The sequence below is a fragment of the Rhizobium sp. 05L419 genome, assembly GCF_056397845.1.
This window is the reverse complement of record NZ_JBFTOF010000011.1, coordinates 138770-152410: the sequence shown is the minus strand read 5'-3', so window position 1 is coordinate 152410 and position 13641 is coordinate 138770. Positions and strand designations below refer to the sequence as shown.

15 protein-coding genes are annotated in these 13641 nt (G+C 62.2%); 6 read left to right on the top strand and 9 right to left on the bottom strand.

What is annotated here, in order from left to right:
• Positions 1-31: 31 nt before the first annotated feature.
• Positions 32-385: an MmcQ/YjbR family DNA-binding protein gene (locus AC1DMK_RS16330; protein ID WP_477860332.1), complete on the top strand. Its 354-nt coding sequence runs from the start codon at positions 32-34 to the stop codon at positions 383-385.
• Between the two features lie 38 nt (positions 386-423).
• Here the strand turns inward: AC1DMK_RS16330 and AC1DMK_RS16325 are convergent, their stop codons facing one another.
• Both AC1DMK_RS16325 and AC1DMK_RS16320 read right to left on the bottom strand, forming a co-directional pair.
• Complete coding sequence (locus tag AC1DMK_RS16325) at positions 424-1044, bottom strand: glutathione S-transferase (RefSeq protein ID WP_037062310.1); 621 nt, start codon at positions 1042-1044, stop codon at positions 424-426.
• A 127-nt stretch (positions 1045-1171) separates the two neighbouring features.
• Positions 1172-1537 (bottom strand): DUF4406 domain-containing protein, encoded by a 366-nt coding sequence (locus AC1DMK_RS16320; protein WP_477860330.1) that lies wholly within the window; start codon positions 1535-1537, stop codon positions 1172-1174.
• Between the two features lie 119 nt (positions 1538-1656).
• Here AC1DMK_RS16320 and AC1DMK_RS16315 point away from each other — a divergent pair, with 119 nt between their 5' ends.
• Complete coding sequence (locus AC1DMK_RS16315; protein WP_477860328.1) at positions 1657-2412, top strand: DeoR/GlpR family DNA-binding transcription regulator; 756 nt, start codon at positions 1657-1659, stop codon at positions 2410-2412.
• On the opposite strand, the gene AC1DMK_RS16310 is transcribed toward AC1DMK_RS16315, so the two are convergent.
• The gene (locus tag AC1DMK_RS16310; RefSeq protein WP_477860327.1) at positions 2387-3136 is read right to left on the bottom strand and encodes a hypothetical protein; all 750 of its coding nucleotides are present in this window, start codon (positions 3134-3136) and stop codon (positions 2387-2389) included. The two genes, AC1DMK_RS16315 and AC1DMK_RS16310, sit on opposite strands and share 26 nt — an antisense overlap.
• Before the next feature lie 140 nt (positions 3137-3276).
• Positions 3277-4284, bottom strand: a complete 1008-nt coding sequence (locus AC1DMK_RS16305; RefSeq protein ID WP_477860325.1) for an asparaginase — start codon at positions 4282-4284, stop codon at positions 3277-3279.
• A 153-nt stretch (positions 4285-4437) separates the two neighbouring features.
• On the opposite strand from AC1DMK_RS16305, the gene AC1DMK_RS16300 reads away from it, so the two are divergent.
• Together AC1DMK_RS16300 and AC1DMK_RS16295 are read left to right on the top strand one after the other, a co-directional pair.
• Positions 4438-5175, top strand: coding sequence for a DUF3750 domain-containing protein (locus AC1DMK_RS16300; RefSeq protein ID WP_477860373.1), 738 nt, complete (start codon positions 4438-4440; stop codon positions 5173-5175).
• 121 nt (positions 5176-5296) lie between these two features.
• On the top strand, positions 5297-6511 hold the full coding sequence (locus tag AC1DMK_RS16295; protein WP_477860324.1) for an MFS transporter: 1215 nt from the start codon (positions 5297-5299) through the stop codon (positions 6509-6511).
• Positions 6512-6610: 99 nt separating this feature from the next.
• Here the strand turns inward: AC1DMK_RS16295 and AC1DMK_RS16290 are convergent, their stop codons facing one another.
• Positions 6611-7231 (bottom strand): helix-turn-helix transcriptional regulator, encoded by a 621-nt coding sequence (locus AC1DMK_RS16290; RefSeq protein WP_477860322.1) that lies wholly within the window; start codon positions 7229-7231, stop codon positions 6611-6613.
• Between the two features lie 105 nt (positions 7232-7336).
• Between AC1DMK_RS16290 and AC1DMK_RS16285 the strand changes: the two genes are divergently transcribed.
• Positions 7337-8752, top strand: coding sequence for an MFS transporter (locus tag AC1DMK_RS16285; RefSeq protein ID WP_477860320.1), 1416 nt, complete (start codon positions 7337-7339; stop codon positions 8750-8752).
• Here the strand turns inward: AC1DMK_RS16285 and AC1DMK_RS16280 are convergent.
• The 4 genes from AC1DMK_RS16280 to AC1DMK_RS16265 all read right to left on the bottom strand — a co-directional run bounded on the left by AC1DMK_RS16280 (position 8736) and on the right by AC1DMK_RS16265 (position 12743).
• Positions 8736-9731, bottom strand: coding sequence for an NAD(P)H-quinone oxidoreductase (locus tag AC1DMK_RS16280; RefSeq protein WP_037059984.1), 996 nt, complete (start codon positions 9729-9731; stop codon positions 8736-8738). The genes AC1DMK_RS16285 and AC1DMK_RS16280 overlap by 17 nt on opposite strands.
• A 78-nt stretch (positions 9732-9809) precedes the next feature.
• A complete protein-coding gene (locus tag AC1DMK_RS16275; RefSeq protein ID WP_477860318.1) occupies positions 9810-11615 on the bottom strand; it encodes a GGDEF domain-containing protein in 1806 nt (601 codons plus the stop codon).
• 157 nt (positions 11616-11772) lie between these two features.
• Positions 11773-12006 (bottom strand): type II toxin-antitoxin system ParD family antitoxin, encoded by a 234-nt coding sequence (locus AC1DMK_RS16270; protein WP_037059980.1) that lies wholly within the window; start codon positions 12004-12006, stop codon positions 11773-11775.
• Positions 12007-12194: 188 nt separating this feature from the next.
• Positions 12195-12743 carry an HdeD family acid-resistance protein gene (locus tag AC1DMK_RS16265; protein ID WP_037059978.1) on the bottom strand — a complete coding sequence of 183 codons (549 nt, stop codon included), beginning with the start codon at positions 12741-12743 and terminating at the stop codon, positions 12195-12197.
• Positions 12744-12882: 139 nt separating this feature from the next.
• Between AC1DMK_RS16265 and betI the strand changes: the two genes are divergently transcribed.
• Complete coding sequence (gene betI, locus AC1DMK_RS16260; RefSeq protein ID WP_037059976.1) at positions 12883-13470, top strand: transcriptional regulator BetI; 588 nt, start codon at positions 12883-12885, stop codon at positions 13468-13470.
• Positions 13471-13641 lie beyond the last annotated feature (171 nt).

Genomic DNA, 13641 nt, shown 5'->3' with positions numbered 1-13641 from the left:
CTCCGCCAGAGGCAAACGATCGGGAGGGAGCATGGCGGAGAAGGTGGAGACGGTATATGGCCGCCTGCGGCGGCTAGCTGCCGAAGCAAATCTGCCCGGCATCGAGGAGAGCACGTCCTATGGGAATCCGGCTCTCAAGGTGGGAGGCAAGACGTTCGTTGCAGTCAAGGACAGCGAGACGGTCGTGCTTTCGATTTCGATCGACGACAAGGAGCGGCTGATCGAGATGGCGCCCGAAATCTACTACCAGACCGATCACTACGTCGGATGGCCGCACCTGCCGCTTCGCATCGACGTCATTGCGGATGCGGAGTTGAAGGAGCGGCTGATCGGCGCGTGGCTTTTTCGCGCGCCGAAGAAACTCGCAGCAGGCTTCCGACGGTAAGCAGCCAGGCGCCCCGGGCCGAGGCGCCTGTTCGTCGATCAGGCTTGTTCGCGAGCCAGGGCACGCTGCACGGCAGGGCGCTCCATCATGCGGGCATAATGCGCCGTCGCCTTGGAAAAGCGCATCGGGTCGACACCGTCGCCGCGAAGCCAGCCGGTCATCACGAAAAGATAGGCATCGCCCACGGAATAACGCTCGCCCATCACCCACGGCCCGGCCAGCATATCCTCCTCGATCAGCATGAAGCTGTCCGTCATCGTCTGCGGGACCTTTGCCTTCATCGCCTCGAGCGCGGCGGGATCGTCGGCCCAGCGGCTGCCGCGCCGGCCATGCGCGTGGTTCACATGCACCGTCGAGCACAGGTAGCTGTTGAAAGCCTGAAGACGGGCGAATTCAAAGGGATCGTCCAGCGGAGCAAGGCCGGCTTCGGGGGCGATCGCGGCGATGTAGGCAAGGATCGCAGGCGTTTCCGTGACGACGCCGCGCTCCGTGGCGAGGGCCGGAACGCGGCCCTTCGGATTGATCTTCAGATATGCCGGCGAGCGTTGCTCGGCTTCGGCGAAATGGACCCTCTTCGTTTCGAAGGGAAGTCCAGATTCCTCCAGTGCGATGAGGCTTGCCAGCGAGCAACTACCCGGCGAAAAATACAATGTCAGCATGATCGACTCCCGTTTCGGCCCCCTTATAACGCGCCGGCCCGCTGACGAACATGCGGAAAGCGAGGCCGATCTGCCGGCCTCGCGTATCGGCTCATTTTATCACGCCGCCCTTATGACGCGACGTGTGTCACGCTGCCCTGGCGCAGCCCGGGACGTCCTCGAGCTGGTACCAGACGGGAATGCCGCGTTCGCGGGCGATGCGCACGTCGTTGTCCGCGCCCTTGGATTCGCCTTCGAGACGCAGCACGCCTTCGCAAAGCTGCAGCAGACGCCCGGCGACCGGATGGAAGATCTGCTCGTAGAGATCGTCGCCAACCGACGTGCCGCCAGCGGCATGCCAGATCGGCAGCGCCACCCACTCGCCGATCATCGGCACGTGGCCGGCTTGAAACAACGCATGCGACGGTTCCTCAAGGCGCTTGAGGTTGGCCGCCATCTTCACCGGGTCATCGCCCGTTCCCGACCGATAAGGGCCGGCAATCAAAATTAACATGATCAAACTCCGCTACTCCCGGCTTCATGCACGGGATTTCTTGAAAATGCATGAAATTCCTTGAGAGTCGAATCATTTCGTGCATATTCATGAGACTTCATTCAACCTCACGGATTCCCATGCTGACGTCGCAACGCAAATCCCTGATTCTCGACATCCTTCGACGTGACGGGCAAGTGATTGCCAAGCGTGCGGCCGAGAGCTTTTCGCTGTCGGAAGACACCATCCGGCGGGATCTTCGCGAGATGGCGGCCGAAGGTCTACTCAAGCGGGTGCACGGCGGCGCCATGCCGATCTCGCCGGAGCTCACCGACTTTTCGACGCGCAGGGATGTGTCGTTGGAAGCCAAGCAGCGCCTGGGCGCAAAAGCCGCGAGCCTTGTCAGGCCGGGTCAGATGATCTTTCTCGATGGCGGCACGACGACTGCGGAGATCGTCCGGCATCTGCCGCGCACCTTCGACGTGACCGTTGTGACGCATAGCCCGACGATCGCTGCTGAACTGGAGCATCATCCGACGGCCGAGGTCGTCCTGATCGGCGGACGCCTCTACAAGCATTCAATGGTGGCGACGGGAGCGACGGCAATGGCGGCGATCTCGCGGCTTCGGCCAGACATCTTCTTTCTCGGGGTGACGGCCGCCCATCCCGTGCACGGCCTGTCGACCGGGGACTTCGAGGAGGCGGCCATCAAGCGGCATATCGCCGGCTGCTCGGCGGAAACCTACGTGCTGCTGACGGAGGAGAAACTGGATCGTGCATCGTCCTGCCAGGTCCTGCCGATCTCCGAAGTGTCCGGACTGATCGTACCCGCGGAAGCCGCAGAGGCCCTGCTTCAACCGTATCGCGACCTCAATGCCGCGATCCTCGCAGGATGAACGGCGCCAGGAACCGAACGCGCAACTGGTCAATATTCTGCGGCAGGAGGCTCGCCACAAGCGCCAAGGCGAAGACGCCGCAGGCGAGATAGGCGAGCCCATTGCCGTCCATGCCGAAGGTTAGGAGATCGAGCAGCCCGGGCTGCAATGCCGCGATCCAAGCCGACAGCGACGGCTGGCCCAACAACCGTCCAGGCAACGCCGCGAAGGCCGGCGCCTGCGCCACTGCGATCAGCGCTCCGTAGACAGCACAAAACCGGATCGCCGCACGCAACGGACGCCACGGGCCGAGCGGTTTGGCGCCGCCGTCCTCGAACGACCACCCGATATAGGCGCAGAATGCCACCAGAAACAGGAAGGCAACCGGCAGGCTCTCGAGCACGGTTTCCGTCTTCAACTGCCCCGTCCAGCCGCTTGCCAGCAAAAGCGGAAACGGTGCCGACGCGACGAACCAGATGAAGGCGGACACGCCCCAGGCAGGGCTCAGCCCGACATAGCGGGTCCGCGCAATCGTGACGGCGAGGATGATACCACCCGCCAGATAGACGCCCGCAGGCTTCACGGATCCGGTCATCGTCAGGATAATCGGACCGCAGGAGCCTGCAATCCTCGCACATCCGGACATCGCGACCGTCGCCCAGGTGACATAGTCGAAGCAGATCGCAAAGAACAAAAAGATCGCCATTGCGATCAGCATCCACCAGAGATAGCGGCCTGCAAACATATCCTGCCCTCATGGCGTTCGATGTACTTGGCCGAGGGTAGCGCAAAGCTAGAAAGCTGCACTCGTTGTTGCTGCCTGTAGTTTCGTATACATTAGCATATCCTGCCCTTCATAGCGCGGATGTGCCGTTCCGAAACGGGTTAGTCGGCCAGCGCAGCTGCGGCGCGAATGTCGCCGACATGGATACCGTTCCAATTGTGCATCCTCACGGTGGCCATGTCGGTCAATGCCGAGTGAACCGCCGTGTCTTGCTCGAAGAAGCGGCTGAGCGCTGCCGCAATCATTGCCTCGGCGGCGCGGGAATGGCCGTCGTCGCACTTGACCGCAATGGCAATTCCCCGCTCCGGGATCGCGGCGCAGAAGACGCCCTCCGCCCCCGTTTTGGCAAAGATGCGGCCGGGGGCGATCTGCATCAGCGCCGTGCAGGCGCGGCCCGTGCCGGCGACGTAGAATGGTTCGGCCATGCAGGCGTCTAACAGCCGCCGCGAAGCCTTGGCGCGGAGCGGATCGAGGCCGTTGCCGGTCGCCATCCTGGCAAAACCATGCGCGAGGCCACGCAGCGGGACTGCGTAGGTGGGGATGGAACAGCCGTCGGTACCGCAATTGTCCTTGCCGAGCGGGGCGCCCGTCAGGCTTTCCATCGTGCCGCGGATTTCCTTTTGCAGCGGGTGGTCGTAGCCGACATAGCCCTTCGGATCGACATCCCGATGGCAGCAGGCGCAGACAAAACCGGCGTGCTTGCCGGAGCAATTGTTGTGAAGCGCCGTCGGCTTGTCCATGGTTCGCGCCTGGTGGACCAGCACCTTCTGGCTCGACGACCAGTGCGCTCCGCATTCCAGCGTCTCGACGCCAAGACCGGCCCGCGCGAGCATGGATGAGGCCAGCGCCACATGCTCGTCTTCGCCATTGTGGGAGGAGCAGGCGAGCGCCAGTTCGCGGTTGCCGAAGCCATAGGCGTCCGCCGCGCCGCTTTCGACGAGCGGCAGTGCCTGCATGGCCTTGCATGCCGAGCGCGGGAAGACGGCCGCATCGATGTCACCGACCGCAAAGGCGATCTTTCCGTCGCCATCGACGGCAACGACCGCGCCGCGATGCCGGCTTTCGACGAGCGAGCCGCGGGTGACTTCGACGGTGACGGGGTTGGCCATGGCAGGAATCCTGATCGTTGGGAACGGTTCACGCATAGCGAATAGCACTGATAATGCAATCGGCTTTCAGCCCGAAAGGCGGCGCAATTGCGCCATGTTATTCAGGAAATCTCCACATACAACCGCGCGTCAGCAGAGGTCATCGGCGTCTCCATGCGTCATCTCAAAAGGCTCTTCCTTGCAATCGTCGTCGTCTACCTCCTGCCTGCGCTGGCCTCGGCCGGCTGGTGGGCGCTTGGCGACCATCCGAAGACATGGCGGGAGGCGAACTGGACCGCATCCGGCGTCCTGCCGAAAGCTGACGGGGACCGCGAGGCAGCGATCTACATCATGTCTGCGAACACCGGCGGCTTCAAAGGCGCGGTGGCCAGCCACTCCTGGATCGTCACCAAGGCAACCGGCGACACGACCTACAATCGCTACGACAAGGTCGGCTGGGGCGCACCGGTCCGGCGCAACAACTACGCGGCGGATGCCTTCTGGTATTCCAACACCCCGCACATCGTTCGCTCAATCACCGGGCCGGAGGCTGATAGGCTCGTTCCGAAGGTGGCAGCGGCCATCCAATCCTATCCCTACTCCGGCGTCGGCGATTACCGGATCTATCCCGGCCCGAACTCCAACAGTTTCGTCGCATATGTCCTGCGGTCACTGCCCGATCTCGGTGCGGTCCTGCCGCCCGATGCAGTCGGCCGAGACTTCCCGACGGACGGCCGGATGTTCGAGATCGATCCGGACGGTCGCGACATGCATGCGACACTCTACGGGCTGATCGGCTTTGCGGCCGGAGCACGAAGCGGCTTCGAGGTGCACTTCATGGGGCTGGTCGCTGGTATCGACATCGCCAATCCCGGCGTGAAGATACCTGCCATCGGCCGAATCGGGCTGTAGTAGCCGCTCGAGCCATCACGCCACCTGACCATTCATCACATGAATTGACGACTGACATCACAAACTCTGGTTTTTCGAAAGCGCTCTGCAGGTCTAAAGCTGGGGCATCGGGAATCATGCCATGCCATCTGCCTTCTCCTCCATTCTCCGCGACCATCGCATCCGCGTCCCAACGCTGACGCTGATTGCGCTCGCCTTCACCTATGCCTCGACGATCCCCTACCAGTCGATCATCGGCATCAACGAGATCGGCTTGTCGGACGGCGCCTATTCGGCGCTGATCTTCAGCGCGGCGCTGGTCAATGTCGCGACGAGCCTGACGCTCGGCATATGGTCGGACAGGCTCAGCGATCGCCGCCCCCTGGTGCTGGCGCTCTCCGTCAGCGGCATGCTCGGCTTCGGGCTGATCTACGAGTTCCGCACCGCCGCCGTCTTCATGCTCGGCGTGCTCGTGCTGATCCCGATCAGCAACTCGACCTATTCGATCCTGTTTGCCAGCATTCGCGCCACGACGAACACGATGGATCGCGGAAGGGCGGCGGCGATCACCTCGACGGTGCGCGCGCTTTACTCTGGCTCCTGGGCGCTGGCGCCCGGCCTTATCGGCCTCTACCTCATCAACTCGCAATCGATGACGCCCGCCTATGGCATTGCGGGACTGGCAAGCTTTACCTGCTTCTGCCTCTATCTCTTCCTTGCCAAACGCGCGCCGAGACAAGAAGGGCCGCTGTCCCACCAGATCGGTTTCTTCTCCTCACTCGGCCGGATTTTCTCGCCCTACGTGCTGATGCGCATCGGCATCATGTCGCTGCTGCTCGGACTGCAGCGGCTGAGCGGCGTGGTATCGCCGCTGATCATCACCCACGCCGTCGGCGGCACCGTGGTCGACGTCGGCTTCATGGCCGGGCTCGTGGCTTTCCTGGAAATGCCCTTGATGATGATGTGGGGGGCGTTGCAGCGGCGCTTCCGCAGCGTTCACGTCCTTGCCGTCGGGACGCTCATCTATTGCGTCTATCTGGCGCTGCTGAGCCTTGCCACGGCACCCTGGCAGATCTATGCCCTCGTGCTGATCAATGCCTGCGGCGCCGCGGCGATCCTCAGCATTCCCATCACCTACCTGCAGGACCTGATTGCCGATCGTCCGGGGCTCGGCAGTTCACTGATCTCGGTCAACGTGTTCGTCAGCAACGGCGTCAGCGCGTCCATCTTCGCGGCCGGCACGGCCTTTACGGACTATTCCGGCACCGCGCTGCTTGCCGCGGCCGTCGGCGTCGTCTCGGTCGGCCTGCTGCTCTTCCTCGAAAGCGGTCGGCGTGAGGTTCAGCAGCCGGCCTAGTCTAGAGTTTCCGCTTTTCTTCGAACCGCGAAAACGCCATCTTTTTGTTTTCACGCAATTCCAGGCGCAAAACCGCTACTCACTTTTGCTGCAATTGCTCTAGGCGGCCGTAATGCGGTAGGCGCAGCGGCGAGCGCCGAGCAGGATATGCTCCTCCCGCTCCACCCTGGCGCCAAGAACGGCGCGAAACGTGTCCAGTTCCGAGCGGCAGAAGCCCGCGCAGACAGTCGCTGCAGCACAGATCGGGCAATGGTTTTCCACCAGCAGCAGCGATCCATCGGCTACTTCCCAGCTATCGGACATGTAGCCCTCGCCCGTGCGGATGGCGGCCAGCTGGCGCACGCGCGCAGGCAGGTCGGGCGCCGTGATCTCGCTGCAATAGCGCTTCAGGGTTTCCTCCTCGCGCCCGGCAATGACGGCATCGAGCGCGGGCTTTCCCAGCTGCGCGACCAGCGTCGTCAGGAGGTTTGCCGTGAGTTCGGCATGACGATCCGGGAACTGGCCGTTGCCGGCGGCGGTCAGATGCCAAAGCTGGCGCGGCCGTCCCTTGCCGGATGCGGCCTCGGTCACAGGCTGGACAAGCCCCTCCTCCGCCATCTTGATCAATTGCTGGCGCACGGCCTCGGACGAGATGCCGAGCGCCGTCCCGAGGTCCGACGCGAGCTGGGGGCCCTCGGTCTTGATTATCAGCAGAATTCGGTTCGCAGGCGACTGGCGCATTTCTTTTTCCAAGTTATTTCTTGCTTTAATAACATGCCCGTGCAATTTTCCAATCTATAACTTTTAAAAATCGTCATTTCCAGGGAAACAACCAAGGCATACGCAATGACCAGCATCGAACAGGCACCCGAGAAGCTCTCGGTCTTTCATCTTTTCTCAACACCCCTTCTGCCCGCGACGCTGATGCTCGGCGGCGGCGTCACGCTCTACGCGGTCGAGACCTATATCACCGCGACCATTGCGCCCTCCATCGTGCGGGATATCGGCGGGCTTGAGCTGTTTTCCTGGATGACGACGCTTTATGTGGCGGCAGCCGTGCTGGGTTCGATCTTCGTCGCCATGCGCCCGCGCGGCACTGGCCTCAGGACCGTCTACGTTGCCGGCGCTGTGGTCTTTGCCGCCGGCAGCCTGATCTGCGCAGTTGCCCCTGCCATGCCTGTCGTGATTGCCGGCCGCGCCGTCCAGGGCTTCGGTGCGGGAGCGCTCGCGGGTCTCGCCTATGCCTTCATCCGCTTTGCCTACCCGGAACCGCTCTGGCGTAAGGCATCCACGCTCTACGCGGCGATCTGGGGGATATCGACGCTGCTCGGCCCCAGTCTCGGCGGCGTCTTCACTGAAGGCAATGCCTGGCGCCATGCGTTCATGTTGCTCGTGCCGCTCGGATTGCTGATGGCTGCGCTGGCGCCGCGGCTGCTGCCACCGGCCGATGACGACCGGGGAGCCGGCAGGACGCCGATTCTGCAGATCGTCCTGCTGCTTTCGGCGGTGCTCTTTGTCAGCCTTGCCGGCACATTTGAGGAAACCCGAACCAAGGCAATGCTGGTCGCAGCATCGATGGTGGCAATCGCTGCGATGCTGGTGGTCGAGCGGCGGAGCGAAAACCGGCTGCTGCCATCCGGCGCAGTCACGCTCAGCAAGCCGGTCGCCCGTGTCTATCTGACGATGTTCGTGCTGATCATGGTCCTGACGAGCGACATCTACATCGCCTATTTCCTACAGGTGCTGCACGGCGTGACGCCACTGATCGCGGGCTACCTGACGGCGCTGGTTGCGCTCGGCTGGACCCTTGCGGCCTTCTTCAGCGGGACGCTGTCGGGCAGGCGTGCCAGCGCCGCGATCGTCATCGGCTGCGTGATCGAGACCGTCGCCGTCGCCTCGCTGACGATCTTTTTCGCCAGAGACAACCAGGCCGGCAACCTTGCGCTGCTCGGACCTGCCGTCGTCGGCATGTTCCTGATGGGTTTCGGCGTCGGCCTCGGATGGGCGCATCTGGTGACCAAGATCCTGCGCCTCGTCGGCAATTCGGAGCAGGACAAGGCATCGGCCGCGATCTCGACGGTGCAATCCCTCGGCAGCGCGTTCGGTGCCTCCGTGGTGGGTGTGATCACCAACAGCACCGGCCTGATCGACCCCGGCGGCATCGCCGGCACCGTTTCGGCCGCACACTGGCTCTATATCGTCATGGCATTGCCGGGACTGGTCGCCATCGCGGTGTCGCTGACGCTCAGAGACGCAGCATGATCTTGCCAATGTGGCTGCTGGTTTCCATCAGGCTATGGGCCGCAGCCACGTCCTCGAAGGCGAAGGTCTTGTGGATGATGGGGGCAACCTTGCCCTCGTCGAGCAGCGGCCAGACCTGAGAGAGAAGGTCGTCGCGAATGGCGCGCTTTTCCTCGGCCGTCCGTGGACGCAGGGTGGAGCCGGTAACCGTCAACCGCTTGACCATGATCGGCCCCAGGTTGACCTTGTCGGCCACCGCTCCGCCGAGAAAGGCAATGATGGAGAGGCAGCCGTCCCTGGCAAGCGAGGCGAGGTTCTTTTCCAGATAGGCGGCGCCGATCATGTCGAGGATGATATCGACGCCGCGGCCGGTCTCGGCCTTGATCACCTCGGCAAAATCCTCGGTCCTGTAGTTGATCGCACGCTTGGCGCCGAGCCTGACGCAGGCATCGCATTTTTCCCCTGAACCCGCTGTCGCATAGACCTCAGCGCCGAAGGCGCGTGCGAGCTGGATCGCGGTCGTGCCGATGCCGCTGGAGCCGCCGTGGATCAGCACAGACTCGCCCTCGGTCAGGCCGGCCATCTGGAACATGTTCGCCCATACGGTGAAATAGTTCTCCGGAAGTGCCGCAGCCTTCCCCGCATCGTAGCCCTTCGGAAAAGGCAGAGCCTGGCCGGCGGGCAGTACGCAATATTCGGCATAGGCGCCGCCGTTCGCAAGCCCGCAGACCTTGTCGCCGATGGCGTAGCCGCTGACACCGGGTCCGATCGCGACGACTTCGCCGGCAAGCTCCAGGCCAAGGATCGGACTTGCATCCTTCGGCGGCGGATAGATGCCCTGGCGCTGGGCGACGTCGGGGCGGTTGACGCCGATCGCCTCGGTGCGGACGAGAAGCTGGCCCTCACCGGGAACAGGCAGAGGCCCTGTCGCGATCGTCATCACCTCGGGTGCGCCGAAGCTCGGCAGATCGACGAAACGCATTTGGACAGGCAAGGACATGATCCGGTCTCCTCATTCCGAAAGCAACTGAAATAGTTCAGTGGTTCGGGCTTGAGAAGGGCGGAAGCGATAGAGGCGTCAATTCGTCTCGCCCAGCAGGTGGAAGACGAGACCCTCCTCGCTTTCCTTCGCTTTCGCCTTGATGTGGGCGATCGCGGCACTCACGCGGTTGGTATCGTCGATGACGAGCCCCTTGGGCAGCTCAAGCACGCCGATCGAGCAGCGCATGAGCGGGAAGAAGGCGTCGGCACCGGCGCGGTCATGGCCGCGAATGCGGCCCGCCGCGCGGTCGGCAGCGGAATAGAAATCGAGCACGTCGTCATGGAAATCGCTGATCAGGCGGTCGAGGATTTCGGTCAGTTCCTCCTTCGTCCAGCCGCAGACGCCGATGAAAAAGTCGTCACCGCCGACGTGGCCGAGGAAGTGGCGCTCAGCGAAGAAATAGCGTCGCATCAGGGCGGCAAACAGCGAAATGGCATGGTCGCCGAGATGAAAGCCGTAGGCATCGTTGAACGGCTTGAAGTTGTCGAAATCGCAATAGCAGAAGTGGCGCGTCTCGTCGTCGTCCCGGCTCGATTCGCGCATGAAGTCGCGTATCGCATGGTTGCCGGGCAGCCCGGTCAACGGGTTCTGGTCCTGCGCCGTCTTCAACTTCTTCTCGTTCATGACCTTGATGAGCGAAGCGGCGGAAACGACGCCGGCATAGCGCATGTTCTCTGTCAGCAGCAGGCAATTGCTGCCCTCCATGTTAGCGAAGATCGCCATCAGCTGCTCAGCGTCGGAATCAAGGCCGACGATGGGCGCCATCTCGACGAAATGGGAAATGGTGCGCTCATAGACCTTGTTCTTGAGCAGGTCGCGGCCGAACGGCTGGTAGATGTATTCCTTGAGGTGGCGCTCATGGAGAATGCCGCGCGGCTCGCCGTTGGCGTTCAGCACCGGGAAATAGGCCTGATGCGGATTGCGGCGGAACAGCTCGAAGACGCTGTCGATAGCGTCGTTCTCATAGACCGTCGGCAAACGCTCGATCTGCTTGCGGATCAGGATTTCGTCGAGAGACTGGGTGTTGCGCTTGGTCTTGCCGAGATCCTGCAGGTGCGGGAAGGATGGCTGCAGCTCGGTCAGATGCGTCGTCGGGCGCGAAATGAACCATCCCTGGACGAGGTCGACGCCGTATTCGCGGCAGGCGATGAATTCCGCCTCCGTCTCGATCCCCTCCGCGATCACGCGCGTGCCGAGCACGTGGGCGATATGGACGATGTTCTTCAGGAGATGACGCTTGCGTGGATTGCTGTCGATATCGGCGATGAAGAAGCGGTCGATCTTCAGGTAATCCACCGGATGGTCGCAGAGCAGCTTCATCTCGCCGTGGCCGACGCCGAAATCGTCGATCGCGAGCTTGAAGCCGCACTTGCGCAGCAAAGAGACAAGCGAGGCGAACTCGGGAACGTTGGTGTTGTCGAAGCGCTCGGAGAATTCGAAGCAGATCGAGGATGGGGGGATGCTGGCAAGCTTTAGATGCTGCAGCAGGCTTTCGACCAGCCGCTCGCCGTGCGGAATGAGGCGGACGTCGAGATTGAGAAACAGCGTCGCATTGGCAAAATTCGGAAGCGTCGCGAACTTGGCGAGCGCCCGGCTTGCCACCATCTGCTCGAGCTGCAGCAACTGGTCGTTCTTGTGGGCCTCGTCCAGAATTTCGACCGGCGAATTGAAGCCAAGCCGCTCCTGGCCGCGCATCAGCGATTCATAGCCGAAAGCAACCCCCGTCCCGGCCTCGCCGATCGGCTGGAAGGCATTTTCGATAACGAGCTTGGCGAGCGTAACGATCTGATCGCTGGCATAACGACGGACGAGCGCCGGTTCGACGGTGGCTGCCAAAGACATGCCGATCTCCACTGTGACTTATTGTTTTGCGCAGGGAAGATGGTGGAGAAGGGTCAACGAAGACTTTCCCCAATGTGAAAGTTTTGTGAAAGCAGCATCGCCGGACATTCAGGCGATGCACGCGAAGAGGCTGCGGCGACCGTCTGGTCGATCTCGGTCAGGCAGAGCGCCGATGTTCGGCTTCGTGGTCTGCGAACATCTCGGCCACGCATTTGCTATCGCCGGCGTCGCAGTCGCGCCCACGCGCGGATCCGTCGATCTTACGCGCAGCATCCCACAGGCGCAGGGCCTCTCGCACGACTTCGCTGCTTGAAACGTAGCTGCCATCATCGATCGCGGCGCGGATGTCGGCCGCCTGCAACGGAGAGATGGAAACGGTTACCATGGGCATGACATTCCTCCCATTACCTCGCGGGACAGAAATCTGCCCTGTCGGGGGACGGATGAGCGTTTCAGGCAAAAGCCGCCGGTTACCGCCGTTTCCGCGGCTGCCCTTATATGAGGAATTTTAGCCGCTGCTCACAAGCTTGTCAAAAAAGAAACAATCCGTGATGACCGGCCTGTGGATTGCGGGCACAACTACCGACGGATCGCGAAGGCGAAGGCGAGCATCGACCAGCCCTGGATGAGCAGGTCGCAGGCAAGGAAAAGACCGAGGATCCAGAGGCTATTGACGGGCCAGCCGAGGGCGATGACGAAACCCGCCAGCGCCGTGATGACACCGCTGGCGACAACCCAGCCCCAGCCTTTGAGCGGCCGCATGCGCCAGCCGACCCAGACGCGGAAAACGCCGGCGATCAACAGCGCGATCGATAGAAACAAGGTGAGCGCCGCCGAGGCGAGGATCGGGTTCATGAAGGCAAAGACCCCGGCGAGCACGTAGAGGATGCCGCTCAGCGCCCAGAACAGCAACTGATCCCACCCGCGCACCTGGAACGCGTGGATGAGATAGACGACGCCGCCGACGAGCATCAGCATGCCGACATAGTAGACCGACACGACTGTCGCCATGATCACATTGCCGGCTGCGATGACGCCGCAGGCAATCAGCAATGCACCAAGGATCGCAAACCAGACCCACTTCGACTGAAGAGACGAAAAAGACATGCCATTGGAAATATCAGCCATGATGCACCTCCCGGTTGGTGAGAAGAATATGTCGCAACAACGGAGGATGCAAAGAGATACCCTCCGGAAAAGTCGAAAGATTTTTTATTGATTGATCAGTCAATCAATATTAGGATGCGATCTTTGCCGGAGCAGCGTTATGCCGAAAGTCGGAATGGAGCCTGTGCGCCGCAAGGCGCTCGTCGATGCGGCGCTGCGCGTGATCGGAGATCACGGCTCGCTCAGCGTCACCATGTCCGAGATCGCGCGGCAGGCCGGCGTTTCGCCTGCGCTCGCGCACCACTATTTCGGCAGCAAAGAACAGTTGCTGATCGAGACGATCCGCTCGCTTCTACGCCAGTTGCGCGACGATGCAGTGACGGCGCTGCGGATGGCCGCGACGCCGCGCCAAAAGCTCGCCGCGATCATCCGCATCAGTTTCCACGCCGACCAGTTCGCGCCCGAGACCATCGCCGCCTGGCTCGCCTTCTATGCGGAGGCGCAGCGCTCCGAAGAAACGCGTCGCTTCCTCGTCATCTACGCCCGGCGGCTGCGCTCGAACTTACTTGCCAATCTCAAAGCGCTTTGCCCCTCCGATGCCGCAGAACGCATCGCTGAAGGCGCGGCCGCGATGATCGACGGTCTCTATATCCGGCAAAGTCTGAAATCGGCGCCAATCGGCATAGAAGCCTCGATCGCGCTGACGGAGGATTATGTAACGATGCAGTTGAGGGGGGTCGAGCGATGATGGCACATATGCTCCCTCATTCCTGTTCTTGTCACAGGAATCCAGTGCGCCCAGGTCCTTGGGCGCGAAATACCAGTTTCATAGCAGGACGGTCTCTCACGGCGCCGACGCGCCGTGGCTGGATTCCTGTGACAAGCACAGGAATGAGCGCCTCTCGTTTCTGCCGCACCG